Consider the following 24,425-nt stretch of genomic DNA (forward strand, 5'->3'; position numbering starts at 1 on the left):
GCTACTCCATGAATGGCCAGTCAGTTGAGGTTTGCCCAAGACCTCAACTGACGGGCCATATTTCGTTGTCGCCGATGACGAAAATCCTGCACTGAGCGTCTTTCTCGACCTGATAACCACCGGTAAAGGCACCAAAGGCCGGCAGCAGGCTCAATCGCTCACCCAGTCGAAAACATGCCAGCCGCAAACGCTGCCGCCCCTTGCCGTTGAGCCGATAGACCGGATGCACATGCCCGGCCAGCACGTGTCGTTCGGAATGTGGGGCGGGTTCGTGTTGCAGGGCAAACGGCCCGAGCAGCAGGGGCTCCGGAACCACGCGGATATTCAGCGCCGCCGGTGGATCTCCGGCACGTTTGTCGTGGTTGCCGCGAATCAGCGTCATCGGCAGATCCGCGTGCCGTGCACGCCATTCGGCCAGTGCATTCAGCGTGCCCGCCGCATGCGAACCGGGGCCGTGCAGAAAATCACCGAGGAAAATCAGTTGCCGACAGGGCAGTCTGGCCAGCAAGCGGTCGAGCACTTCGATGTTCGCCGTCGTGGTGCCCTGTGGCACCGGCTGGCCGAGGCTGCGATAGGCCGCGGCCTTGCCGAAATGCACATCGGCGATCAGCAGTGCTTGCTGCGCCGGCCAGTACAGGGCCTTTTCCGGCAGCAGCCAGAGTTCTTCACCGGCCAGGCGCACTGGATACGCTGCGCTCATGAGGCTTGACCCTTGTCGGCGGATTTCTCCAGATCGCCGACCATGCGCCGGATGCGGTCAGCGAGTTTTTCCGAACTCATGCTTTCGCGCATGCGCTCCACCAGCAACGGAAAGCCTAGCGGTGTAGGACGTTTGATCAGGTGCATGTCCAGTTTCATCCGGTTGATCCGCTCCAATGTCTGTTCCAGACGACGAATATCCAGTTCTTCCCGTAAGACTTCTTCCCCGGCTTGAGCCAGCAGCAGGTTGTCAGCGTCGTATTGTTTGAACACTTCGAAGAACAATCCGCTGGAAGCCTGTACCTGGCGGGTACTTTTCGGCGCGCCGGGATAGCCGGCGAAAACCAGCCCGGCGATCCGCGCGATCTCGCGAAAACGCCGCAACGCCAACTCCCCGGCATTGAGGCTGGCCAGCACGTCGCGCAGCAGATGCTCGGGGCTGAGCAGCGCCGCATCGAATTGCTCGAACCAATCGACCGGCGTGGCGCTGAGCAACTCCAGCCCGTAATCATTCACCGCAATCGAGAACGTCAGTGGCTGGCGCTGACTGACGCGCCACGCCAACAGGCTGGCGAGCCCCAGATGCACCTGGCGCCCGGCAAACGGATAAAGGAAAAGGTGCCAGCCTTCACGGGATTTCAGCGCTTCGGCCAACAGACTGTTGGAGGTGGGCAGACCCGACCAGTGCGCCTGGGTTTGCAGCAACGGTTGTAGCGCCTGCATTTCCGGGCCGACGAACTCGCCCCGTGCTGCCGCCGTGAAGCGGCTGACCACGGCGGCGGCCAGTTCGTTGGAAAGCGGCATCCGCCCGCCATTCCAGCGCGGCACGGCGGCTTTTTTCGCGGTGCTGCGTTTGACGTACGCGGTCATGTTTTCCACCCGCACCAACTCCAACAAACGCCCGGCAAAGAGAAAGCCGTCACCCGGTTTCAGCCGCGCGATAAAACCTTCCTCGACACTGCCCAATTGCTTGCCACCACCACCCTTGCTCCAGAATTTCAGATTAATGCTCGCGTCGCTGACGATGGTGCCGATGCTCATGCGATGACGGCGCGCCAATCGCGCATCGGGCACGCGCCAGACGCCGTGTTCATCCGGTTCGACCCGGCGGTAATCCGGATAGGCCGTCAGAGAAAGCCCGCCATGACGTACGAAAGCCAGCGCCCAGGCCCAATCTGCCAGTGTCAGATCACGATAAGCCCAGGCACCACGCACTTCTTCGTACAGCTCTTCGGGAATAAAGCCACCGCCCAGCGCCATGCTGACCAGATGCTGCACCAGCACATCCAGCGGTTTGTGCGGCGACAGGCGCGGTTCGATGAGTCGTTGCGCCACGGCATCGCCTGCGGCGGCGGCTTCGATCAGTTCCAGGCTGTGGGTCGGCACCAGCGTCACTCGCGAGGTGCGCCCCGGCGCGTGACCGGAGCGCCCGGCGCGTTGCATCAGTCGCGCTACGCCTTTGGCCGAGCCGATCTGCAGGACCCGTTCCACCGGTAAAAAGTCCACGCCCAGATCCAGGCTCGAAGTGCAGACCACGGCTTTCAGCTTGCCGTCCTTCAACGCTTGCTCGACCCAGTCGCGGGTCTCGCGGGACAGTGAACTGTGGTGCAGCGCGATCAGCCCGGCCCAGTCCGGCCGCGCTTCGAGCAACGCCTGATACCAGATTTCCGACTGCGCCCGGGTGTTGGTGAACACCAGGCTACTGGCGCAGGCGTTCAGTTCGGCGACCACCTGCGGCAGCATCTTCAGACCGATGTGCCCGGCCCACGGAAACCGCTCGATGGCCGGAGGGATCAAGGTGTCGACCTTGAGTGATTTTTCACTCTGGCCCTGCACGCTGATGCCGCCACCCTGTGGGATCAGCACCTGTTCGGCGTGGGCTTGATTGCCGAGGGTGGCGGACACGCCCCAGACGATCAGCTCGGGTTGCCAATGGCGCAGACGGGCGAGGGCCAGTTGCAGCTGTACGCCGCGTTTGTTGCCGAGCAGTTCGTGCCATTCATCGACGACGATCATCCGCAGGCTCGACAAGGCAGTCCTGGCGTCGGCACGGGCTAGCAGCAGGGTCAGGCTTTCCGGGGTGGTGATCAGCGTGGTCGGCAGGCGCCGGCCCTGGCGCGCACGTTCGGCGCTGCTGGTGTCGCCGGTGCGCAGACCGATGCTCCATGGAATCTGCAAATCGCTGACCGGCGCTTGCAAGGCGCGCGCGGTGTCGGCGGCGAGGGCGCGCATCGGCGTGATCCACAGCACGGTCAGTGGTTCAGCTGGTGGTTTGCGTTTTTTGCTGTCTGCAACGCTGGGTTTGATGCGGGCGAAGCGGTTGAGCGCGGCGAACCACACCGCATAGGTTTTACCGGCGCCGGTGCTGGCATGGAGCAACCCCGACTGACCTTGTTTGACGGCGGCCCACACCTGCTTTTGAAAGGCGAACGGCTGCCAGTTGCGTGCGCTGAACCAGAGTTTTGCGAAGTCGGTGGAGGTGGGCATACCGGCGGCGTGCGCTCTGAAAGTGTTCCTTCAGTGACCGCGCCGTTGCGGGACAAGTTTAATTTTGTGCGATTACCTACACCATTGTGGGAGCGGGCTTGCTCGCGAAAGCGGTGTGCCAGTTAGAACAGTTTTGACTGACACACCGCTTTCGCGAGCAAGCCCGCTCCCACAGGTTATTATCTGCGTCTGTTACTTGAGGTTCCCGCTGAGGAACTGCTTCAGCCGTTCGCTCTTCGGGTTGCCCAGCACGTCTTCCGGCGCGCCTTCTTCTTCCACCAGCCCTTGATGTAAAAACAACACCTGGCTGGAGACTTTGCGGGCGAAGCTCATTTCATGGGTCACCATGATCATCGTCCGGCCTTCTTCAGCCAGACCCTGAATTACCCGCAACACCTCACCCACCAGCTCCGGGTCGAGTGCCGAGGTCGGTTCGTCGAACAGCATCACTTCCGGCTCCATCGCCAGCGCCCGGGCAATTGCCACCCGCTGTTGCTGGCCGCCGGAGAGAAACGCCGGGTACTGATCGGCAACCCGCGCCGGCAGACCCACTTTATCCAGATAACGGCGGGCGCGGTCTTCAGCTTCCTGCTTGCTGCAACCCAGCACCCGGCGCGGGGCCATGGTGATGTTTTCCAGCACGGTCATGTGGCTCCACAGGTTGAAGTGCTGGAACACCATGGCCAGTCGCGTGCGCAGGCGTTGCAGTTCATTCGGGTCGGCGACGTGCATGCCGTGGCGGTCGGTGACCATGCGGATCGCCTGGCCATCGAGGCTCATGGCGCCGTCGTTGGGTTGTTCGAGGAAGTTGATGCAGCGCAAAAAGGTGCTTTTGCCCGAGCCGCTGGCGCCGATCAGACTGATCACGTCGCCGGTTTTGGCCTTGAGCGAAACGCCTTTGAGTACCTGATGGTCGCCATAGCTTTTGTGCAGACCTTCAACAGTCAATTTGTACATGGGACAGACATCCTCAAGGCGAAAGTAGATAGCCGCTGCGATAGGCTTCGGCGCCCGCCACGTGGGCGATCACCATGCCGGCAGTAGCCATGCGCCGCAGCGAGCGGGCGTACAGCAGGCCGGCGGCAGTGCAATGAATGGGGGTGACCCGGTCGTGGATCGGGTCGATGATTTCGGCAATCTGTTGCCCGGCTTGCAGGTATTGCCCGGCCGTAGCGGTGTACACCAGCAAGCCGCCCACCGGCGTGGTCACCGGTTCGACGCCGGCTAGCGGTGTGGCGGGGAACGGCAGGGGCGGCTGCGGCTTGGTCTCGCCGACGATCGCGTCGAACTGGATCAGGTAATCGATCAAGGCCTGGCAGTCACGACTGGCCATTGGGTGATTGACGTCACCCTGGCCGCGCAATTCCACGGTCACCGAAAAGCTGCCCAGCGGAATCTCGAAGTGTTCGCCAAAGCGCTCCTGCAGTTGCCACCACAACAGGGTGAAGCATTCGTCGAATGACTGGCCGCCGGAATCGGTGGCCAGCAGACTGGCCTGAGCTTCGATGTAACGCGCCAGCGGCTCGACCTGCGGCCACGCTTCGGGCGTGGTGTAGAGATGAACCACGGATTCGAAATCGCAGTGCAGATCCAGCACCATGTCGGCATCGCACGCTAGCCGTTGCAAGGTCAGGCGCTGGGATTGCAGTTGTGTGCCGGGCGTTTGACGGGCGAGGGCGTTGCGCAGGCTGGCGCGGATCAGCTCAAGGTTGCGCTGCGGGTCGTCGCCCAGTTTGCCCTCGATGTCGTTGCCGATTTCTTCGCTGAGGTCGACGAACCAGCGATTGAAATTCTGCCCGCTCTCCATCTCGTACCGGCCCAGCGGCACGTCCATCAGCACTTGTTCGAGGCCGACCGGGTTGGCCACCGGCACCAGCACAATCTGGCTGCGCAGGCGCCCGGCGGCTTCCAGCTCCGCCAGTCGCTGCTTGAGGTGCCAGGCCACGAGCATGCCGGGCATTTCGTCGGCATGCAGCGAGGACTGGATGTAGATCTTGCCTTGGGCCTGCTCCGGGCCGAAGTGGAAGCTGTGGATCTGTCGTGCGGTCCCCGGCACCGGGGCCAACAGGTCATGGATCTGGTGTCGCATTACAGGTTTTCCTAGTGGGTCGGCCCGAGGAATGCCAGCCATCGGCGTTCGGCGAGGCGGAACAGGCCGACCAGCGCGAAGGTGATGGTCAGGTAGATCAGCGCGGCGATGCCGAACGATTGAAAGGTCAGGTAGGTCGCCGAGTTGGCGTCCCGCGCAACTTTCAGGATGTCGGGGATGGTCGCGGTGAAGGCCACGGTGGTCGAGTGCAGCATCAGGATCACTTCGTTGCTGTAATACGGCAACGACCGGCGCAGCGCCGACGGCATGATCACGTAGGCGTACAGCTTCCAGCCGGTCAGGCCGTAGGCCTTGGCCGCTTCGACTTCGCCATGGTTCATGCTGCGGATCGCCCCGGCGAAAATCTCCGTGGTGTAGGCGCAGGTGTTGAGGGCGAACGCGAGGATCGTGCAGTTCATCGCATCGCGAAAGAAACTGTCGAGCAACGGCTGCGCGCGCACGGCGGCCAGGCTGTAGATCCCGGTGTAGCAGATCAGCAACTGGATGTAGAGCGGCGTGCCACGGAACAGGTAGGTGTAGAACTGCACCGGCCAGCGCACATAGAAATGCGGGGATACCCGGGCAATCGACAACGGGATCGATACGAGAAAACCGATGAAAATCGAGGCGCTGAGCAGCCACAGGGTCATCGCCAGACCGGTGATGTTGGTACCGTCGGTATAAAGGAAGGGTTTCCAGTATTCCTGCAGGAGTTCGATCATCGTACGGCCTCCCGGGCACCGGCGGCGTAGCGACGCTCAAGCCAGCGCAGGATGACGTTGGATGCACTGGTGATCAGCAGATAGATCAAGGCGGCGAGTACCAGGAAGTAGAACAGTTGATAGGTGCTTTTACCGGCGTCCTGCGCGGCTTTGACCAGATCGGCCAAGCCGATGATCGACACCAGCGCGGTGGCCTTGAGCATCACCATCCAGTTGTTGCCGATGCCCGGCAGGGCGAAGCGCATCATTTGCGGGAACACCACGAAGCGAAAACGCTGGCCGCGCTTGAGGCCATAAGCGGTGGCCGCTTCGACCTGACCGCGTGGTACGGCGAGGATTGCCCCACGGAAGGTTTCGGTGAAATACGCGCCATAGATGAAGCCCAGAGTGATCACCCCGGCGGTGAAAGAGTCGATTTCGATGTAGTCCCACTCCATGACGTCGGTCAGGGCGGTCAGCCAGGTTTGCAGGCTGTAGAAAATCAGCAGCATCAGCACCAGATCCGGCACCCCGCGAATCAGCGTGGTGTAAAGCTGGGCAGGCAGGCGCAGCAGTTTGGATTTCGACAGTTTGGCACTGGCGCCCAAGAGACCGAGCAACACGGCCACCAGCAGCGATAACGCGGACAATTTGATGGTCATCCAGGTGCCTTCCAACAGCAACGGGCCAAAGCCCTTGAGGCTGAAGGCGGAGAGCCCCAGATTTTGTAAGAGGTTTTCGAACATAAATCAGCAACCTGAGCGGATGGAAAAGGCGCCCATCGACTGATGGGCGCCAGGGCATTATTTACCGCTGTACAGATTCAGATCGCCAAAGTGTTTCTTTTGAATCTCGGCGTATTTGCCGTCATCGTGTAACGCTTTGATACCTTTATCTAAAAGCGCCTTCAGCTCTTTGTTACCTTTCTTAATACCGACAGCGGTTTTGGCTGGCAGCAATTCGCTGTCGACCGGCTTGCTGACTTCGTAATTGGCGCCATCCGGCGACTTCAAAAAGCCCAATTCGGCTTGCAGCATGTCCTGGATCGAGGCGTCGAGGCGGCCGTTTTTCAGGTCGGCATAGACCTGATCCTGGTTGGCGTACGCCTGGATTTTTACCCCGGCCTTCTCCAATACGGCCTTGGCGTAGGCTTCCTGGATGGTGCCTTGCTCGTAACCGACGGACTTGCCCTTGAGGGACGCGACGTCATCGCTAAGGCCGGAGCCCTTCTTGAACACGTAGGAAGTCGGGCCGGAGAACAGCTCGCTGGAGAAGTCGATCGCCTTTTCACGGGCCGGGGTCACGGTCATCGACGAGATCACACCGTCGAATTTGTTGGCGTTGAGGCCCGGAATCATGCCGTCGAAGTCACTTTCAACCCATTTGCACTTGACCTTCAGCTCGGCGCAGATTGCGTTGCCCAGGTCGATGTCGAAGCCCACCAGGCTGCCGTCGGCCGCTTTCGACTCGAACGGTGCGTAGGAAGGATCAACGCCAAAACGCAGCTCTTTGTATTCCTTGGCCAGCGCGGAGCCGGCAGCCACGCACAACGCCAGTGCAGAAAGGGTCAGCAATGCTTTTTTCATTATTCAATCCCTAAGAACCAATATGAGCGCTTGTGGCGCAGAATTATTGTTACTGGAACGCGTACGACCTATAGAAAGTAGCAATTTCCGAACCAGAGTCCCGAACAAGTGTTTTAAAAGGTTGGGGGAGGGAGGAGGGAGAGGGATTGATGCACGGGAATGGGCGCGGGGAATGAGCTGCACCAAGTTGGGTCGATGCAGGTATTTTTAAGTGATTCAGAATACTTGTAGCGAGGGGATTTATCCCCGATCGGCTGCGCAGCAGTCGCAAATCCGGTACACGCGGTTTACTGAAAGAATGATGGGGGGCCGCTTCGCGGCCCATCGGGGATAAATCCCCTCACCACAAGATCTCCTCACCAGAAAATCCACTCACTACAGGATGTTCATTCAGGACGATTGGAGGTTTGTCCCCGGAAAACCGGGTCAGGCCAGCAAATCCTGCAACGTTGCCAGGCTATCGGCCTCATCCACCGTCTTGTCCTGCCGCCAGCGCAGCATCCTTGGAAAACGCACGGCAATGCCGCTCTTGTGCCGCCGCGACAGGGCGATGCCTTCGAAACCCAGTTCGAACACCAGGCTCGGCTTGACGCTGCTGACCGGGCCGAATTTTTCCACGGTGGTCTTGCGCACGATGCTGTCGACCTGGCGCATTTCCTCGTCGGTCAGCCCCGAATAGGCCTTGGCGAACGGCACCAGCGCTCGTTGGCTGGACTCGGGCGGGCCGTCCCACACGGCGAAGGTGTAATCGCTGTACAGACTGGCGCGCCGGCCATGTCCGCGCTGGGCATAGATCAACACCGCATCGACGCTGAACGGATCGACCTTCCACTTCCACCACACGCCCATGTCCTTGGTCCGGCCCACGCCGTACAGGGCGTCGCGGGCCTTGAGCATCATGCCCTCGACACCGAGGCGCCGTGAGGCTTCACGCTGGCGGGCGAGGTCGAACCAGTCGCTGCCGGTCAGAATCGGCGAGGCCAGTAACACCGGGTTGTTACCGTGAGCGATGACCTGCTCCAGTTGCGCGCGTCGTTCGGCCTGCGGACGGTTGCGCCAGTCTTCGCCCTGCCACTCCAGCAAGTCGTAGGCGAGCACCACCACCGGCACTTCTTCGAGGATTTTCTTGTCGAGGGTTTTGCGCCCGATGCGTTGCTGCAGCAGCGCGAACGGTTGCACCGCCGGCGGTGCGCTCGATTGCGGGTCGAAGGCGTCTGCGGTGCTCGGATGGGTGCTTTTCCAGACCACGATTTCGCCGTCGATTACCGTGCCGTCGGGTAACGCGTGGACCAGTGTGTCGAACTCGGGAAAGCGCTCGGTCACCAGTTCTTCACCCCGCGACCAGACCCACAGCCGACCCTCGCGCTTGACCACCTGCGCGCGGATGCCATCCCACTTCCATTCCACCTGCCAGTTGCTCGCCGGCCCCAGCAGCGCTTCAAATTCCTCGACCGGTTGCGACAAGGCATGCGCGAGGAAAAACGGGTAGGGCTGGCCGCCACGTTGCGCATGTTCGTCGGCGGACTCCGGCGCGATCAGTTTCAGGTAGCTGGCCGCGTTCGGCCGGTTTGACAGGTCGGTGTACCCCACCAACCGCTGCGCCACGCGTTTGCTGTCGAGGCCGGCCATCGACGCCAATGCGCGGGTGACCAGCAATTTCGACACGCCGACGCGGAAACTGCCGGTGATCAGCTTGATACACAGCATCAGGCTCGGCCGATCCAGTTGCGCCCACAGCGCGGGCAGGTGGCGGGCGAGGTACTCCGGGGTTTCACCGCGCAGTGGCAGCAGCTTGTCTTCAATCCATTCGGCAAGGCCGGCCTCGGAGCTGTGCGAATTTTCCGGCAGCACCAGGGAAATGGTTTCCGCCAGATCGCCAACGGATTGATAACTTTCCTCGAACAGCCACGGTCGCAGTCCCGAGACTTCCACCGCCAGTTCGCGCAGGATGCGCACCGGCACCAGTTGCCGCGGGCGTCCACCGGACAGAAAGTACACCGCCCATGCCGCGTCCTGTGGTGCTGCTTGAGCGAAGTAGGTTTGCATCGCCGCCAGTTTGGCATTGCTTGACGTGGTGGCGTCGAGTTCGGCGTACAGCTCGGCGAAAGCTTTCATGCTTGCACCTCGGCGATAACCGGCTCGGCGCCAATGTTCTCCTCTTCATCGTCGCCGTATTCGGTGTTGAAACCCTGCGCGTCCAGGCCCTGTTCGCGCAGATGGCGCACCAGCACGCCGATCGAGCCGTGGGTGACCATCACACGTTCGGCGCCGGTCTGTTCGATGGCCCAGAGCAGGCCGGGCCAGTCGGCGTGATCCGACAGCACGAAACCGCGATCCACGCCGCGCCGCCGACGGGTGCCGCGCAGGCGCATCCAGCCGCTGGCGAAGGCGTCGCTGTAGTCACCGAACCGGCGCATCCAGGTGCTGCCACCGGCCGAGGGCGGGGCGATGACCAGCGCCTGACGCATGATCGGGTCGGATTTTTTGATGTCGCCGGCGTAGATCGTCGGCGGCAGGTACACGCCGGCCTCGCGGTAGACCCGGTTCAGTGGCTCGACGGCACCGTGACTGAGGATCGGGCCGAGGCTGGCGTCGATGCCGTGCAGGATCCGCTGAGCCTTGCCGAACGAATAACAGAACAGCACGCTGGCCTTGCCCGCCGCGATGTTCGCCTGCCACCACTGGTTGATCTCGTTGAATACCTGCGCCTGTGGTTGCCAGCGGTAGATCGGCAGGCCGAAGGTCGATTCGGTGATAAAGGTATGGCAGCGCACCGGTTCGAACGGTGCGCAAGTGCCGTCGGGTTCGATCTTGTAATCCCCCGACGCGACCCAGACTTCGCCGCCATATTCCAGACGTACCTGGGCCGAACCGAGCACATGCCCGGCGGGATGGAAACTCAAGGTCACGCCGTGGTGGGTCAGCCGCTGGCCGTAGGCGAGGGTTTGCAGGTTGATGTCCTGACCCAGACGCGCACGCAAAATCCCTTCGCTGGCGCTGCTGGCAAGGTAGTGCTGATTGCCGTTACGGGCGTGATCGCCGTGGGCATGGGTGATCACCGAGCGCTCGACCGGGCGCCACGGATCAATATAGAAATCCCCGGCAGGGCAATACAAACCTTCGGGGCGGGCGATAACAAGGTCCATGTCGTTACCAGAATGGGGGGGCTTGTTAGCTATGAGGTTGGCGCGAGTCCGGAAGTTCTATCGATTATTTTAGAGTCGCTACAAAACCAATGTGGGAGCGGGCTTGCTCCGGGCGGCGTTCCGACGAATGCAGTGTGTCAGGCGATACAAAATCGCCTGACACGACGCCTTCGCGAGCAAGCCCGCTCCCACAGGGAGATTGCGTTTATTTGCCGGGGGTCAGGGTCAAACGCGTCTTGCCATACACCCGGTCAAAGTTCTGCGGCTGCATCGGCAAGCCGATGTACTGACCCTTGAGCCACGCATCGATGCCGTTGAGGTAGCTTGGGCTGGCCGGGTTGCCGGACTGGCCGGTGCCGTTCTGGCCCATCAGCGGCTCAGCCTGGCTGAAATCGACGATGAAACGCATCGACGGCGCACGCGTGGTGCTGAAGTCCTGACCCCAGGCAAACGCCGCGGTATTGAGCGTGGTGTGATCGCCGCCGGCTGCCAGCGGGCCGCGAACGGTCTGGCCATTGGCGTTTTTCCACGTGTAGCTGTGCAGTTTGCCCCACTGCCAGGCCTTGCGGTCGCCGCCCAACTGACTGTCGCCAGCGTTGATCGCGGCGGCCAGACTGCGCGCCAGAATCACGGCTTTGTCTTCTTTCTGCGGTGTACGCAAGTCATCCCAGAACGGGCTGTCTTCGCGCCCGAGCAGGTGATCGGCCTGCGCCGCGTAGGACAAGTCGCCATTGGCAACAAAGGCTTTCCACGCCGGGCTCGACTCGGGGCCGAGCTCGTCGAGGAAGATCTGCTTCATGCTTTCTTGCAGGAACAGCTCATAGATCGCCGCATCCGCCGAGGTCGGGCTGAGCTTGCCGTCAAACGCCATCAAGCGGGTAAACGCTTCGCGCGCCTTGCTGCGATCGGCTTCCGGCAGGGCGTCGATCGCCTGTTTCAGCGGCTGCTTCATGCCCGGCGCTTCAAACATTTTCTTCAGCTTGGCGGCGAAGGTGGTGGTCTGGTCGTACTGCATGGCAATCACGCTGCGACCGTCCTGTTTGCCACTGCCCGCCAGTTCTGCCAGACGTTCGCCGCGTTCCGGTGCCGCCCACGAGTTGGACAACTGCATGCCATAGCCGTGAGGAATGACCCGCTGGTTGGCGGTGCCGAGCCAGCCCTGGGTCGGGTCCTGATCGTACGGATGCAACATCGGGTCGGCATAACCGTCCCAATCGTAACGACCTTCCCACCCCGGCGATGGCAGCAAACCTTCGCCTTCGCGACGGTTGGGGAAACGCCCGGTGACCTGCCAGCCGATGTTGCTGGCGTCGGCGAATACCATGTTCAGGGCGATGGCGCGGATCTCGCGACTGGCGTCTGACGCGCGTTCAACGTTCTGCGCGCGGGTCAGGTCAAAAAATGCGTCCAGTGATTTGTCGTCGGTGAAGCTCGGGGTTTGCAGGGCCAGGCCAAAACCGTTGCCTTGTACGGCCTGAGCACTGTTGAGCAGCGCGCCGTGGCGGGTTTCGTACACCGCTTCGCGAATTGGTCGCTGGCCTTTGACGAAATAGGTTTCGTTGCGCACGCCCAGCGGCTGCCATTTGCCATTGACCTCATAGGTCAGGCTGTTGCCCTGACGGCGGATTTTTTCCAGGAACAGGTCCTGATTGTCGCCGAGCACGCTGGTGGCGCTCCACGCCACTTTGCCGTTGAAACCACCGAGGACCATCGGCAAACCGGCGACGGTGACACCGGCGGCCTGATATTTCGGCGCGCGGATCTGCACGAAAGTCCACAGCGACGGCGCTGCCAGTGGGCCATGGGCATCGCTGGCGAGAATGCTCTTGCCGCTGCGGCTGCGTTGCGGGGCGATGGCCCAGTTGTTCGAGGTGCTGGCGCCGAGCAGATTCACCGCCGCCAGTTGTTGGCTGGCGTTGCTCAGCTCCGTCAGGCCGGGAATCTGCCCGTTGAGCTTGAGGCCTTGCAGCTTGTCAGCCTCGGCCAGTGGCAGGTTTTCATCCGGTGCGGACGGGGTCAGCCAGGCGAGTTTGTCGCTGCTCACGGTTTGCGCCAGCACCAGCGAGGCAATCTCTTCCGGCAGGTTGGCCGACTGGCTGAAGTTCAGCAACGCGAACATCAGTGCCGAATCTTCCGGTTTCCAGTATTCCGGCTTGTAGCCGCTGGACGCGAGGTCGCCCGGCAGTTTGTCGGCGTAGCGGAACAGGTAGGCGTTGACGCCCCGCGCATAGACTTCGAAGAAACGCTTGAGGCGGGGCGACGAGGCCTTGTACAGCTCGTCGGCGCTTTTCTTCAGGTTGACCGCGCGCATGTAGCGGTCGGCGTCGAGCATCGAGGCGCCGGACATTTCCGCCAGTCGGCCCTGGGCCAGCAGGCGCAGGGTGACCATTTGGTTGATGCGGTCGCTGGCATGCACGTAACCGAGGGTGAACAGCGCGTCGTGGAAGCTGTTGCTTTCGATCAACGGCATGCCCATGGCATTGCGTCGTACCGAGACGTTCTGTGCCAGACCCTTGAGCGGTTGCACGCCGGAGGTGGGAGGAACGGTGTCCTGCGCGTTCCAGGTCTGGCAACCGGACAGGCTCAAGACACCGGTCACTGCTGCGGCAACGCCGAACCGGGGTAGAAAATGAGTAAGGGCTGGCGAGGCCATGGCAAAGCTCCTGCGGGGGTGTAGAGGCTGGGGGCGCAATAAAGCCGCTACGTTAGTGAGCAGGAGATGGCCGCGCAAGCGGGGCGAGTGGTTATTTCTTGCCATTGATCGATGATTGTCTGATGGCTTGCTTATTTGCAGGGGTGGGTGATGAAGTGCGGGAATCAAATGACTCTCGTGAGAAGACGCCATGGAGCTCAAGGCCAACGCTGCACTGATCATCATCGACCAGCAACAAGGCATTCTGCAGCCGCGACTGGGTAGGCGGAATAATCCACAGGCTGAAGAGCGCATGCTCGATTTACTGAGGGCGTGGCGCAGTAGCGGGCGGCCGGTGATTCATGTGCAGCATCTGTCGCGTGAACCGGATTCGGTGTTCTGGCCCGGGCAGTCAGGGGTGGAATTTCAGCAGCGATTCATGCCGCAGGACGGTGAATGGCTGATCCAGAAACAGGTACCGGATGCGTTTTGTGCCACGGGGCTGGAAGCGCAGCTGCGTGAGGCGGGGATCGGGCAATTGATCATTGTTGGTGTAGCGACCAACAACTCGGTGGAATCCACAGCGCGCACGGCGGGCAATCTGGGGTTTGAGGCGTGGGTGGCGGAGGATGCGTGTTTCACCTTCGACAAGGCCGATTATTTCGGCACACCGCGTTCAGCCGAAGAAGTGCACGGGATGTCGCTGGGGAATGTGCACGGGGAGTATGCGACGGTGGTCAGTGCGAAGCAGATTCTGGCGGCTGTCTGAACAGTTTGGGGTGAATGTGCCGGCCCTTTCGCGAGCAAGCCCGCTCCCACAGTCGACCGCGTTCAGTCAGTAGGAATGCGGTCGAATGTGGGAGCGGGCTTGCTCGCGAAGGCGGCTTGTCAGGCGAAGAAGGACTTCACCTGAAGCATCAAGCGCCGTGGCACTTCTTGAATTTCTTGCCGTTGCCGCATGGGCAAGGGTCGTTGCGGCCGACGTCTTTCAGGGCGTTGCGCACCGGTTCCTGGTGGGCGTGGCCGCAGTTCGGGCCGTGGACATGGCCATGGTCGTGATCGTGATGATGGTCATGATCGTGGTTGCAGTCAGGGCCATGGACATGAGGTTGCTGAGTCATCGGTTGTGCTCCGGAATTAAATCGGCGGGGATTATCACGCCATTGCGCTCCAGGTGCACGTAGTGGGCGATGAATAAACCGGTTTCCATCTCACCCTGCAATCGATAGGGCACCTGCTGGTGCTGACTTTTCAGCATTTTCACCACGTCCTTGACCCGCGGCCACAGGTTGGTGCGGATCGGTATCCGATAGAACGCGCTGCTTTTCGGCCCTACCGTGATCCAGTGTTCATGCTCGCCTTCGGCCAGCAACAGGTCTGCCAGATGAATGCGATATTCCATGCCGCGCACCGTCAGGTCGCTGTCGTTGGGGTTGTCGATGCGAAAGTGCAGGATGAATTTCTGTTCGAGCAGCTTGGCCCGCACCACCTCGACTTTTACCAGGTGCACGGCGGGGTCGACGCTGTCGTCGCTGAACCATGAGGCGCAACCGCCGAGGTTCAGGATCAGCATCAATAACAAGCCATGCAGTGTGCGACAGTGACCGAGCATCGAAAAAACTCCCTTTGTGCCCAGTCTAGTCGGCACTTCCCTTTATGCGCCGAAATACCCCGCACAGCACTTCTTGAACTTCTGCCCGCTGGCACACGGGCACGCGTCATTGCGCCCCAGCTTCAACTGCACGGTCGGGTCGATGAAGTACCAGCGCCCGGCGTTCTGCACGAAAGATGAGCGCTCGCGGTGGCTGTGTTCGCCCTGGCTGTCGTGCCAGCGCGCGGTGAAGGTGACGAAGGCATGCTCGGGCTGGCCGCCGAACACTTCCGAGCTTTCGACGTCAAGGCCGAGCCAGGTGCTCTGCGCGCTCCAGGCGCTGATCGACTGGCGATCCAGACCGGCCTGCTGGGCGGGCAGGGTGGTGGCCACCAGATAATCGATCAGCCCCAGCACGTAGGCGCTGTAGCGCGAACGCATCAGCGCTTCGGCGCAAGGCGCCGGGTGGCCTTCGTGATAGTGGCCGCAGCAGGCCTCCAGCAGGTTGCCGCTGCCGCACGGGCAAATGGCTGTACTCATTGCATTACCACCAGTATTTGCCGAAGTTTTCCGGATTGGCCCAGAATCGCGAGTTGAGCCAGTCGGGGACTTGTTTGTAGTCAAGCAGATCATAGGTGAACAGGGTCAGTACCTGATCGTCACGCTGGAAGCGTTCACTGGCCTGCAGCGCCAGCGAGTAGAAATCGGTTTCCTGCCAGCCGCTGGCCGGCAGATCCGCCAGCACTGCAATGCGACTGGCGTTGAGGTTGCGAATCCCGCCCAGCAGATTCAAGCCGTCACGCTTGGGCAGGTGCTCCAGGCAATCGACCACCAGCGCCAGGTCGAAGCGCCGCGCCGCCAGTTCGGCGGGCAATGCACCGGGTGCGGCGTGGGCCACGCAGGTGTCCGGATGTGCCTGCTTGAAAGCGGCGAGCGCCGGAAATTCGCTGGCGCCGATCAGCAGCAGACGCGCCGGGGCATAGCGATCCAGTAAAGCAGCCAGCGCCTGTTGCGGCGTGCGCGAAGAAATGGCGACGTTCATCGAAGCTCCTCAATCAGATCGCCAAGACTAGCGCGCCAGACGGATCCGGCCTAGACCCCGATTTGCCGCGGGCGGCAAAAGTGCCGAATCCCTGTGAACACGGTCCCAAATGCCAGTGGCCTATTGCTGGCGGAGATTAAAACTCCGGTCTTTACTCCGTGAATCGGTTCTAAGCCGATCCCTCAGGAGAAAACCAGATGAGCATAGTTCGGACAGCATTACCTTTGATTCTGCTAACCAGTGTGTTGACTGGTTGCGCAGGTTTGCAGAAAACCGACTGGCCGACCTGTGCGGCGGTCGGTGGTGTAGTCGGTGCCGGTCTCGGCGCGACGGAAAGTTCGTCGTGGGCCGGCTACGGCGCGCTGATTGTCGGTGGTACGGCAGCGGCCTATTGCTGGGTGCACGGTGATGGCGACGAAGACGGAGATGGTGTGCCGGACAGTCGCGACAAGTGCCCGCACACGCCTAAAGGCGTGCAGGTCGATGCTGACGGCTGCCCACCACTTGCCCCTGCGCCAGTGGTAGAAGAGGCGGTTGTGGTCAAGGAAGAAACTATCGTCATTCGCGATGTGCACTTCCAGTTCGACAAAGCCACCCTGACCGGCTCCGACAAACAGGTGCTGGATAAAGTCGCCACGCGCCTGAAACAAGAGTCGTCCACGGCGCAACTGACCGTGACCGGCCACACCGACAGCGTCGGCAGCGATGCCTACAACAAAAAACTGTCGGATCGTCGTGCGCACTCGGTGGTGGAATACCTGATCCAGCAGGGTGTGCCGCGTGCCAGCTTCGTTTCGGTATCGGGCATGGGTGAAAGCCAGCCAGTGGCGGATAACAAAACCGCAGACGGTCGCGCACAGAACCGTCGTACCGAAATCAAAATCGTCCGCTAGCCCCTCTCGCATCCGCGGCTTGTGCAGTCGCGGATGCGGGTCTTTACTCCTGTGTAACCGGTATGGGCCGGTGACACAGGAGCTTTCACAATGACTGTTTTCTCAAGGTCCGTCTTGCCGGTGCTGCTGCTGGGCAGCCTGCTCACCGGTTGCGCCACTCATAGCGATGGCGATGCCCCCCTCAATCAACGTACGTGGCCGATCTGCAGCCTGATCGGCGGGCTGGTCGGTGGCGGTCTTGGCGCCATTGAAAGTGGCGGCTGGGCCGGTGGCGGTGCGGCGTTGGGGATTCTGACTGGCGGGCTGATCTGTTATGCCCAGGATGGCGATGAAGACGGCGATGGCGTGTTCGACCGCCGCGACCGTTGCCCTGACACCCCGGCCAATACCCCGGTCGATCATCGCGGCTGTCCGCTGCCGCAATATCCGGTCACTGCAAAAGCTCCCGAACCTGCGCCGCAATCGGAAGTCATCACCCTCAGCGATGCCGGCAATGTGTTGTTCGATTTCGACAAGTCGGACCTGACCCCTGCCGCCAAGGCCCAGCTCGATACGCTGATGGACAAATTGCGCAACGCCGACGTGGTCAGCATCAAGGTTATCGGCCATACCGACAGCAAAGGTTCGGACGCCTACAACCAGGCACTGTCGGAACGACGCGCCAGCAGCGTGGCGGCGTACCTGCTGAGTCAGGGCCTGGCGCCGGACAAACTGACCAGTGAAGGGCGCGGCGAGAGCGAGCCGGTGGCTGATAACGCAACGGACGAGGGACGGGCAAAAAACCGTCGGGTGGAGTTGCATATCAATCGCTAGGACTTGTCTGTAGTCCGCAGGCTAGAGCTGCCGGTCGACGATCGTCGTCGAACCGGCAGCGATCCGACGACTGACAAATGTTTTTTCTTTTGCCCCTCTGGCTTATCCCCCGCGTAAGCCGTTACTGTGCGCCCAAAGAATAATTCCGACACGGGGGAGCGTATGAAGGTTTTCTGGGGGCTGGGGCGTTTGCTGACCCTGCTGTTCTGGTGCGTGGTGGTGGTCAATCTGCTGCTGCCGTTTGTGCATCCGCTGCATGCGCTGGTCAATCTGGCCGGTGCCTCGCTGCTGGCGCTGCATGTGCTGGAGTTGCTTTTCTCGCGCCTCAAAGGGCGTCCCAACCCGTGGCGCGACCGTCTGCGCATCCTGCTGTTCGGCGTTTTTCACCTGCAAACCATCCCGGCCCCGGCCGCTCCGGAGGCTTCTTCCCATGCGTAAACTTTGCCTGCTCGCTGCACTCATCAGTCCTCTGGCCTGCGCCCAGGTGGTCAGCGTCGAAACCAACTCCCTGATGCGTTTGCCCAACACCGCCAGCACCTTGCAGCTGGAACGCCTGGAAGTGGCGGACTACGGCACCTTGCTGATTCCTGCCAATGTGACCGAGCTGACCGTCGGTGAATTGCGTCTGGGCCATGAAGCGCGCATCGCGATCGTCCCGAGTGAACAGGCGCTGGACATGAAAGTCATTCGTGCCGAACTGTCCGAAGGCAGCCTGATCACCGCACGCGGCGCGCCGGGCACCTATGAAAAAGCCGCCCGTGCCGGGCGCAATCTGAATTTGCAGTTCAAGGCACTGAACGCGCCAAAACTGTTTGTCGATGCCCGTGGCGGCACCGGCGCACCGGGTTTCGTCGGCCTGGATGGCGGCAACGGCGAAGATCCGGGCTGCACCTGGGGCGCGGCCGGTCATGGTTTTGACGGCAGCAATGGTAGTGACGGCCAGCCGGGTGCACCGGGTGCGTTGGTGCGTCTGGAAGTGCCGCGCGAGTTTCCGGCCGAGCTGATCAAGGTCAACGTTGCGGGCGGCGCCGGTGGTCCAGCGGGTGTTGGCGGCAAGGCGGGCAAGGGCGGCCAGTCCAAGGGCTGCCTGGTGTATCGCGCCGATGGCGGCAAGAACGGCAAGGCCGGGGCGGATGGTCAGCCTGGACCGGTGGGTGCGGCGGGGGCGGTGACCGTACAGCGCCTCTGAATAACAGCACTGTTCACTATTTGAGGTGAGGGGATAAATCCCCTCACCTCAAATAGTGCTTTTAGTGCTTGCCGTCAGCGGGTCAGAACATCGGCCGCGCCGCCGCAATCGCCACCAGCACCAACCCCACAATCAAATTGATCCCCACTACCCGGCGAATCCGCCCCAGCACCGCCGCACCCATTGGCCATTCCTTGGCTTCAACGGCTTTGCGCAACTCTGGCAGCATCAAACCCTGAATCCGGATAAACAGCGCCGTCATTACCACATACAGCCCGATCATCACCTGTACGTACTTCGGCGCGGTCTCGAATCCGACCTGCTGCAAGTGCAACATGCCGACGCCGCTGATCGGCAGCAGAATCACCGCGACCCAGACCCAGCGGAAAAAACCTTGAAACACTTCCACCCACAAGGTCAGGCGGCCAGGGCCGTCGAGAGCCTTTACCGCCGCCGGGCGCAGGACCATCCAGGCGAAAAACATGCCGCCGACCCAGACCAGGGCGGACAGGACATGCAGCGGATAAACGAGGCTAAAAGGTGTCATTGGGGCACTCCGTTCTGCGCAGGATTAATTAGCGGGGTATGATAGCCGCCATCCGAAACCACTGAAAATTTATCCAGCGTTTTTAGCGCCCGACAATCAATGATCAGCACTGAACTCAAAACCACGATCCAGGGCGCCTATTCGCGTTTTCTTGAAGCCAAGAGCCTCAAGCCGCGTTACGGCCAGCGCCTGATGATCGCTGAAATCGCCAAAGTCCTCGGGGATATCGACACCGACGACGAAGGCCGGCGCAGTGGCGACCCCGCGATTGTCGCGGTGGAAGCCGGCACCGGTACCGGCAAGACCGTGGCCTACAGCCTGGCGGCAATCCCCACGGCGAAACTGGCCGGCAAGCGCCTGGTGATCGCCACCGCGACCGTGGCTCTGCAAGAGCAGATCGTCTACAAGGACTTGCCCGACCTGATGCGCAACAGCGGGCTGAACTTCAGCTTCGCGCTGGCCAAGGGCCGTGGCCGCTACATGTGCCTGTCCAAGCTCGACATGCTGCTGCAGGAAGGCCACGCGCAAACTGCCACCGCCCAGCTGTTCGAAGAGGAAGGTTTCAAGATCGAGGTCGACGAGGCCAGTCAGAAGCTGTTCACCAGCATGATCGAGAAGCTCGCCGGCAATAAATGGGACGGCGACCGCGACAGCTGGCCCAACGCGCTGGAAGACGCCGACTGGGCGCGCCTGACCACCGATCACAGCCAGTGCACCAATCGCCACTGCCCGAACTTCGGCCAATGCGCTTTCTACAAGGCGCGCGAAGGCATGGGCAAGGTCGACGTGATCGTCACCAACCACGACATGGTGCTGGCTGACCTCGCTTTGGGCGGCGGCGCGGTGCTGCCCGACCCGCGCGACACCATTTACGTATTCGACGAGGGTCACCACCTGCCGGACAAGGCCATCGGCCACTTCGCCCACTACACGCGTCTGCGTTCCACCGCCGACTGGCTGGAAACCACCGCGAAGAACCTCACCAAACTGTTGGCCCAGCATCCGCTGCCGGGCGATCTCGGCAAGCTGATCGAGCAAGTGCCCGAGCTGGCGCGCGAGATCAAGACCCAGCAGCAGTTCATGTTCACCGCGTGCGAGCAGATTGCCGATTTCAAACCCGGCGAAGACGTCGAAGGTCGCGAACGACCACGCCATCGTTTCGTCGGCGGGGTGATTCCCGAGCACATGCGCGAAATGGGCATCGAGCTGAAAAAGGGTTATTCGCGGCTCAACGATCTGTTCACCCGCCTGACCGACCTGCTCAAGGAAGGCATGGACGGCGAGGTCAACATCGGCATCGCCAGCAATCAGGCCGAGGAGTGGTATCCGCTGTTCGGCAGCCTGTTGTCGCGGGCGTCGGGCAACTGGGAGTTGTGGACCGCGTTCACCGCCGAAGACCCGGAAGACAGCCCGCCGATGGCGCGCTGGCTGACGCTGGCCGAAAGCGGTTCGCTGTTCGACATCGAGGTCAACGCCAGCCCGATTCTTGCCGCCGAAACCCTGCGCCGCAGCCTTTGGAACGTGGCCTACGGCTGCCTGGTGACGTCGGCAACGCTGACCGCGCTGGGCACTTTCGACCGTTTCCGCATGCGCGCCGGTCTGCCGAAAAAAGCCGTCACCGCCGTGGTGCCGAGCCCGTTCCATCACGCCGACGCCGGTGTGCTGCGGGTGCCGGATCTGAAGGCCGACCCACGCGACGCCGCGGCTCACACCGCGGCGATCATCCGCGAGTTGCCGGATCTGGTCGAAGGCTCGCGCGGCACGCTGGTGCTGTTCTCTTCGCGCAAACAGATGCAGGACGTGTTCAACGGCCTCGACCGCGACTGGCGCAAGCAAGTGTTCATTCAAGGCAACCTGTCGAAACAGGAAACCCTGAACAAGCACAAGGCGCGGGTCGATGGCGGCGATTCCAGCGTGTTGTTCGGCCTCGCCAGTTTCGCCGAAGGCGTGGACTTGCCGGGCGCCTACTGCGAGCACGTGGTGATCGCCAAGATCCCGTTCTCGGTGCCGGACGACCCGGTCGAGGCGGCGCTGTCGGAGTGGATCGAGGCCCGGGGCGGCAATCCGTTCATGGAAATCTCGGTGCCCGATGCCTCGCTGAAACTGGTTCAGGCCTGCGGGCGTCTGCTGCGTACCGAAGAGGACCGCGGCACCATCACCTTGCTCGATCGGCGCCTGGTCACCCAGCGCTACGGCAAGGCGATCCTCAATGCGTTGCCGCCATTCCGTCGTGAAATATCCTGAGACAACGGTGGGCAGTTTTGCCCGCCGCGCTGTCTATCTCTCTGCCATGCTTTTCCATTGGCCTTAGTTGGTCGTTAGGGAGAACTCCGTTCTTATGATTCGCCGTTCGTTGCCTGCCGTATTCGCCTTGATTTTCGCTGCCCCGTTACTGGCGGCGCCTGCGGGTCAGCAGACCCTGTTCAACTTCGTCCGTCCTGCCGACGTGGTGAAAGTCGTCACCGAAAACACTGACCTGCCACAAGCCAACGCCGAGCAAACCCCCGAAGGTGAAGTGCTGCGCCGGGTGACGTTCAACCCGGTGGCTCGCCCGACCCTGCGTCTGACTCCGCAAACCGGCGCCTGGGACTGGTCGCAGTCGGGCATGATGAGCCTGCGTCTGCAAAGCGCAATGAACTGGGCCGTGACGGTCTATGTGCAAATCCAGAGTAACAACGGCCAGACCCTGACCAGCCGCGTCGACCTGCCGGCCGGCCCGGCGCAAACCCTTTTGGTGCCGCTGGTGGCGACCTCGCCGCTGAGCCAGGGCATGAAGGCCGGGCCGCCGATGCCGATGACTGTCGATGGCCAGCGAATTCTGCTGGCCAGCAGCAGCGGTGAACTGGATCGCAGCCAGGTGGTGTCGGTGAGTCTGTGGATGGATCAGCCGAAAGCCGCGCAGAGCCTGCTGCTCGAGCGATTCGGCGTGCAGGACGGCGATGCTGTGACCCAGGCCGTCTACGGCAATCTGGTGGACGCCTACGGTCAATCGACCCGCAGCAAATGGCCGGAAAAAATCAGCAACGACGAACAACTGAAATCCGCCGCCGCCAAGGAACAGCAACAGCTGAAAACCTGGCTGGCCGAGCGCGAAAAGTCCTCGCTGGACAAGTTCGGTGGCTGGAATAAAGGCCCGGCGTTCAAGGCCAGCGGGTTTTTCCGCACCGAAAAGCGTGACGGTCGCTGGTATCTGGTGACCCCTGAAGGGCATCCGTTCTATTCGCTGGGGGTCAACACCGTCAGCCCGCAGGTCAACCAGACTTACGTGGCCGGGCGTGAGTGGATGTTCGAATCCCTGCCCAAGGCCGACGAGCCACTCGCCAGCCATTTCGGCGAGGGCGACAACCGTGGCGGCAACGGTGCCGATCAGGGCCGTGGCTATGGCAACGGGCGCTGGTACGATTTCTACGGCGCCAACCTGCAGCGGGTTTACGGCGAGCCCTGCAAACCGGACAGCGATACCAAGGCCGGAATTGCTGAAGCGGCCAAGGCTGGTGCGGTTGAAGAAACCGCAGTAAAAGCTGCCGAGCCTGTGCCAAAGTCAAACGAGGCGAAGGCCGGTGTCGCCGCAGCGGCGAAAACAGACGCCGTAGCGACGACTGCTGAAAAGGCTGCCGATCAACCCGTCGCTGCGCCGTGCAAGGCCACGGTCGATCAGCAGAAGTGGGCCACGCACACCCTCGATCGCCTGCAGGCCTGGGGTTTCAACACCGTCGGCAACTGGAGTGCCGACTCGCTTGCCGACGCCGAACGGGTGCCGTACACCTTGCCGCTGTCGATCGTCGGCGACTACACCAGCATCAGCACCGGCAGCGACTGGTGGGGCGGCATGCCTGACCCGTTCGACCCGCGTTTCGCCATGGCAACCGAGCGTGCCGTGGCCATTGCTGCCCGCGATCATCGTGATGATCCGTGGCTGATCGGCTACTACGCCGACAACGAACTGGCCTGGGCCGGCCCCGGCGACGACCCGCAGTCGCGCTACGCCCTGGCCTACGGCACATTGAAAATGACCACCGACGTGCCGGCCAAGCGCGCATTCCTCAAGCAACTGCGCGACAAGTACCGCAACCAGGCGGGGCTGTCGAAAGCGTGGGGCATTGATCTGCCGGCGTGGGAATTGATGGAAGACCCGGGTTTCGTGCCACCGATGCCGAATCCGGAGCACCCGGAAATCGAAAACGACTTCAAATACTTCCAGAAAGTGTTCGCCGACACTTACTTCAAAACCATCTCCGATTCGCTGAAGTGGCACGCGCCAAATCAGTTGCTGCTCGGTGGCCGTTTCGCCACCAGCACTCCGGAAGCGGTAGCGTCCTGCGCGCAGTATTGCGACGTGTTGAGTTTCAACATGTACACGCTGAAACCACAGGACGGCTATGACTTCGCCGCTCTGCGTGCCCTCGACAAACCGGTGCTGATCACCGAATTCAACTTCGGCTCCAGTGATCGTGGCCCGTTCTGGGGTGGCGTGACGCAACTGGCGCGGGAAGAAGATCGTGGCCCGGCGTACGCCAATTTCCTCAAACAGGCGCTGAGTGAACCGTCGATTGTCGGCGTGCACTGGTTCCAGTATCTGGATCAACCGGTGACCGGGCGTCTGCTCGATGGCGAGAACGGGCACTTCGGCCTGGTGGGGATTACCGATCTGCCGTATCAGGGCTTTGTCGAGGCGGTGCGCAAGAGCAATTTGCAGGCGATCGATCAGTTGGGCAAGGAGGCTGAGAAAGCGGCCGCCGCCGGTCATGAAGCCGAAGGCGGGCGCAAGGCTGAAGCCGGCAAAGGCCCGGGGGGCGGGCATGCCGGTGGGCACTCGGGCAATGGTCATTAAGGTTTAGACCGCGTCATCGTTCTTCGCGAGCAGGCTCGCTCCCACATCGGATTTGTGAACACCATCGATCCAGTGTGGGAGCGAGCCTGCTCGCGAAGGCGTCAGCCGCCTCACTACAGCATTCAACCGTCCGGCCCGCAGCTGTTCCCAAATCCCTCAAGGGCTGGAACAATGCGGGC

General features: G+C 61.8%; 22 protein-coding genes. 7 read left to right on the top strand and 15 right to left on the bottom strand.

Features of this window, described 5'->3' with window-relative positions; translation table 11 throughout:
- Positions 1–43: 43 nt before the first annotated feature.
- The 10 genes from pdeM to ACOYXG_RS05740 all read right to left on the bottom strand — a co-directional run bounded on the left by pdeM (position 44) and on the right by ACOYXG_RS05740 (position 13,361).
- Positions 44–700, bottom strand: a complete 657-nt coding sequence (gene pdeM / locus ACOYXG_RS05695) for a ligase-associated DNA damage response endonuclease PdeM (RefSeq protein ID WP_150370399.1) — start codon at positions 698–700, stop codon at positions 44–46.
- Positions 697–3,186, bottom strand: a complete 2,490-nt coding sequence (locus ACOYXG_RS05700; RefSeq protein ID WP_460356394.1) for a ligase-associated DNA damage response DEXH box helicase — start codon at positions 3,184–3,186, stop codon at positions 697–699. The genes pdeM and ACOYXG_RS05700 overlap by 4 nt, the downstream gene beginning before the upstream one ends.
- A gap of 192 nt (positions 3,187–3,378) precedes the next feature.
- Positions 3,379–4,143, bottom strand: a complete 765-nt coding sequence (locus ACOYXG_RS05705) for an ABC transporter ATP-binding protein (RefSeq protein ID WP_003222314.1) — start codon at positions 4,141–4,143, stop codon at positions 3,379–3,381.
- A gap of 13 nt (positions 4,144–4,156) precedes the next feature.
- Positions 4,157–5,275, bottom strand: a complete 1,119-nt coding sequence (locus ACOYXG_RS05710; RefSeq protein WP_097086538.1) for a succinylglutamate desuccinylase/aspartoacylase family protein — start codon at positions 5,273–5,275, stop codon at positions 4,157–4,159.
- An 11-nt stretch (positions 5,276–5,286) separates the two neighbouring features.
- Positions 5,287–5,997 carry an ABC transporter permease gene (locus tag ACOYXG_RS05715; RefSeq protein ID WP_027614350.1) on the bottom strand — a complete coding sequence of 237 codons (711 nt, stop codon included), beginning with the start codon at positions 5,995–5,997 and terminating at the stop codon, positions 5,287–5,289.
- Positions 5,994–6,722, bottom strand: coding sequence for an ABC transporter permease (locus tag ACOYXG_RS05720; RefSeq protein WP_003222319.1), 729 nt, complete (start codon positions 6,720–6,722; stop codon positions 5,994–5,996). The genes ACOYXG_RS05715 and ACOYXG_RS05720 overlap by 4 nt, the downstream gene beginning before the upstream one ends.
- 57 nt (positions 6,723–6,779) lie before the next feature.
- Positions 6,780–7,562, bottom strand: coding sequence for a transporter substrate-binding domain-containing protein (locus tag ACOYXG_RS05725; protein WP_460356399.1), 783 nt, complete (start codon positions 7,560–7,562; stop codon positions 6,780–6,782).
- A 426-nt stretch (positions 7,563–7,988) separates the two neighbouring features.
- Positions 7,989–9,677 (bottom strand): ATP-dependent DNA ligase, encoded by a 1,689-nt coding sequence (locus ACOYXG_RS05730; RefSeq protein ID WP_460356401.1) that lies wholly within the window; start codon positions 9,675–9,677, stop codon positions 7,989–7,991.
- Positions 9,674–10,708, bottom strand: coding sequence for a ligase-associated DNA damage response exonuclease (locus tag ACOYXG_RS05735; protein ID WP_123586987.1), 1,035 nt, complete (start codon positions 10,706–10,708; stop codon positions 9,674–9,676). Before ACOYXG_RS05735 ends, ACOYXG_RS05730 begins: the two co-directional genes overlap by 4 nt.
- A gap of 205 nt (positions 10,709–10,913) precedes the next feature.
- Positions 10,914–13,361, bottom strand: a complete 2,448-nt coding sequence (locus tag ACOYXG_RS05740; RefSeq protein WP_460356404.1) for a penicillin acylase family protein — start codon at positions 13,359–13,361, stop codon at positions 10,914–10,916.
- Between the two features lie 190 nt (positions 13,362–13,551).
- Here ACOYXG_RS05740 and ACOYXG_RS05745 point away from each other — a divergent pair, with 190 nt between their 5' ends.
- The gene (locus ACOYXG_RS05745; RefSeq protein WP_336837204.1) at positions 13,552–14,109 is read left to right on the top strand and encodes a cysteine hydrolase family protein; all 558 of its coding nucleotides are present in this window, start codon (positions 13,552–13,554) and stop codon (positions 14,107–14,109) included.
- Between the two features lie 148 nt (positions 14,110–14,257).
- On the opposite strand, the gene ACOYXG_RS05750 is transcribed toward ACOYXG_RS05745, so the two are convergent.
- The 4 genes from ACOYXG_RS05750 to ACOYXG_RS05765 are packed head-to-tail and all read right to left on the bottom strand — an operon-like array spanning position 14,258 to position 15,973.
- The gene (locus ACOYXG_RS05750; protein WP_003198420.1) at positions 14,258–14,461 is read right to left on the bottom strand and encodes an SEC-C metal-binding domain-containing protein; all 204 of its coding nucleotides are present in this window, start codon (positions 14,459–14,461) and stop codon (positions 14,258–14,260) included.
- A complete protein-coding gene (locus ACOYXG_RS05755; RefSeq protein ID WP_027614355.1) occupies positions 14,458–14,952 on the bottom strand; it encodes an LEA/WHy family protein in 495 nt (164 codons plus the stop codon). Before ACOYXG_RS05755 ends, ACOYXG_RS05750 begins: the two co-directional genes overlap by 4 nt.
- A gap of 42 nt (positions 14,953–14,994) precedes the next feature.
- On the bottom strand, positions 14,995–15,471 hold the full coding sequence (locus ACOYXG_RS05760; protein WP_103369633.1) for a YchJ family protein: 477 nt from the start codon (positions 15,469–15,471) through the stop codon (positions 14,995–14,997).
- Between the two features lie 4 nt (positions 15,472–15,475).
- Positions 15,476–15,973, bottom strand: coding sequence for a DUF6231 family protein (locus ACOYXG_RS05765; protein WP_027614357.1), 498 nt, complete (start codon positions 15,971–15,973; stop codon positions 15,476–15,478).
- Positions 15,974–16,170: 197 nt separating this feature from the next.
- On the opposite strand from ACOYXG_RS05765, the gene ACOYXG_RS05770 reads away from it, so the two are divergent.
- The 4 genes from ACOYXG_RS05770 to ACOYXG_RS05785 all read left to right on the top strand — a co-directional run bounded on the left by ACOYXG_RS05770 (position 16,171) and on the right by ACOYXG_RS05785 (position 18,868).
- Complete coding sequence (locus ACOYXG_RS05770; protein WP_460356408.1) at positions 16,171–16,866, top strand: OmpA family protein; 696 nt, start codon at positions 16,171–16,173, stop codon at positions 16,864–16,866.
- 90 nt (positions 16,867–16,956) lie between these two features.
- Positions 16,957–17,679, top strand: a complete 723-nt coding sequence (locus ACOYXG_RS05775) for an OmpA family protein (protein WP_007961895.1) — start codon at positions 16,957–16,959, stop codon at positions 17,677–17,679.
- Positions 17,680–17,841: 162 nt separating this feature from the next.
- Entirely contained in the window at positions 17,842–18,117 is a 276-nt protein-coding gene (locus ACOYXG_RS05780) for a DUF1145 domain-containing protein (protein WP_027614360.1), read from the top strand.
- A complete protein-coding gene (locus ACOYXG_RS05785; protein WP_027614361.1) occupies positions 18,110–18,868 on the top strand; it encodes a collagen-like protein in 759 nt (252 codons plus the stop codon). Before ACOYXG_RS05780 ends, ACOYXG_RS05785 begins: the two co-directional genes overlap by 8 nt.
- A gap of 82 nt (positions 18,869–18,950) precedes the next feature.
- Here the strand turns inward: ACOYXG_RS05785 and ACOYXG_RS05790 are convergent, their stop codons facing one another.
- Positions 18,951–19,415 carry a CopD family protein gene (locus ACOYXG_RS05790; RefSeq protein WP_285373263.1) on the bottom strand — a complete coding sequence of 155 codons (465 nt, stop codon included), beginning with the start codon at positions 19,413–19,415 and terminating at the stop codon, positions 18,951–18,953.
- 99 nt (positions 19,416–19,514) lie between these two features.
- On the opposite strand from ACOYXG_RS05790, the gene dinG reads away from it, so the two are divergent.
- Both dinG and ACOYXG_RS05800 read left to right on the top strand, forming a co-directional pair.
- Complete coding sequence (dinG, locus tag ACOYXG_RS05795; RefSeq protein ID WP_460356414.1) at positions 19,515–21,659, top strand: ATP-dependent DNA helicase DinG; 2,145 nt, start codon at positions 19,515–19,517, stop codon at positions 21,657–21,659.
- Between the two features lie 94 nt (positions 21,660–21,753).
- Positions 21,754–24,246 (top strand): beta-galactosidase, encoded by a 2,493-nt coding sequence (locus ACOYXG_RS05800; protein ID WP_103369629.1) that lies wholly within the window; start codon positions 21,754–21,756, stop codon positions 24,244–24,246.
- Positions 24,247–24,425: the final 179 nt, after the last annotated feature.

This window comes from Pseudomonas sp. G3-39 (assembly GCF_054790485.1).

Coding starts and splice junctions, on each gene's coding strand:
- dinG (WP_460356414.1), top strand. CDS start 19,515: ATGATCAGCACTGAACTCAAAACCACGATCCAGGGCGCCTATTCGCGT.
- ACOYXG_RS05725 (WP_460356399.1), bottom strand. CDS start 7,562: ATGAAAAAAGCATTGCTGACCCTTTCTGCACTGGCGTTGTGCGTGGCT.
- ACOYXG_RS05750 (WP_003198420.1), bottom strand. CDS start 14,461: ATGACTCAGCAACCTCATGTCCATGGCCCTGACTGCAACCACGATCAT.
- ACOYXG_RS05720 (WP_003222319.1), bottom strand. CDS start 6,722: ATGTTCGAAAACCTCTTACAAAATCTGGGGCTCTCCGCCTTCAGCCTC.
- ACOYXG_RS05775 (WP_007961895.1), top strand. CDS start 16,957: ATGACTGTTTTCTCAAGGTCCGTCTTGCCGGTGCTGCTGCTGGGCAGC.
- ACOYXG_RS05710 (WP_097086538.1), bottom strand. CDS start 5,275: ATGCGACACCAGATCCATGACCTGTTGGCCCCGGTGCCGGGGACCGCA.
- ACOYXG_RS05745 (WP_336837204.1), top strand. CDS start 13,552: ATGGAGCTCAAGGCCAACGCTGCACTGATCATCATCGACCAGCAACAA.
- ACOYXG_RS05740 (WP_460356404.1), bottom strand. CDS start 13,361: ATGGCCTCGCCAGCCCTTACTCATTTTCTACCCCGGTTCGGCGTTGCC.
- ACOYXG_RS05735 (WP_123586987.1), bottom strand. CDS start 10,708: ATGGACCTTGTTATCGCCCGCCCCGAAGGTTTGTATTGCCCTGCCGGG.
- ACOYXG_RS05705 (WP_003222314.1), bottom strand. CDS start 4,143: ATGTACAAATTGACTGTTGAAGGTCTGCACAAAAGCTATGGCGACCAT.
- ACOYXG_RS05715 (WP_027614350.1), bottom strand. CDS start 5,997: ATGATCGAACTCCTGCAGGAATACTGGAAACCCTTCCTTTATACCGAC.
- pdeM (WP_150370399.1), bottom strand. CDS start 700: ATGAGCGCAGCGTATCCAGTGCGCCTGGCCGGTGAAGAACTCTGGCTG.
- ACOYXG_RS05730 (WP_460356401.1), bottom strand. CDS start 9,677: ATGAAAGCTTTCGCCGAGCTGTACGCCGAACTCGACGCCACCACGTCA.
- ACOYXG_RS05790 (WP_285373263.1), bottom strand. CDS start 19,415: ATGACACCTTTTAGCCTCGTTTATCCGCTGCATGTCCTGTCCGCCCTG.
- ACOYXG_RS05755 (WP_027614355.1), bottom strand. CDS start 14,952: ATGCTCGGTCACTGTCGCACACTGCATGGCTTGTTATTGATGCTGATC.
- ACOYXG_RS05765 (WP_027614357.1), bottom strand. CDS start 15,973: ATGAACGTCGCCATTTCTTCGCGCACGCCGCAACAGGCGCTGGCTGCT.
- ACOYXG_RS05760 (WP_103369633.1), bottom strand. CDS start 15,471: ATGAGTACAGCCATTTGCCCGTGCGGCAGCGGCAACCTGCTGGAGGCC.
- ACOYXG_RS05785 (WP_027614361.1), top strand. CDS start 18,110: ATGCGTAAACTTTGCCTGCTCGCTGCACTCATCAGTCCTCTGGCCTGC.
- ACOYXG_RS05700 (WP_460356394.1), bottom strand. CDS start 3,186: ATGCCCACCTCCACCGACTTCGCAAAACTCTGGTTCAGCGCACGCAAC.
- ACOYXG_RS05800 (WP_103369629.1), top strand. CDS start 21,754: ATGATTCGCCGTTCGTTGCCTGCCGTATTCGCCTTGATTTTCGCTGCC.
- ACOYXG_RS05770 (WP_460356408.1), top strand. CDS start 16,171: ATGAGCATAGTTCGGACAGCATTACCTTTGATTCTGCTAACCAGTGTG.
- ACOYXG_RS05780 (WP_027614360.1), top strand. CDS start 17,842: ATGAAGGTTTTCTGGGGGCTGGGGCGTTTGCTGACCCTGCTGTTCTGG.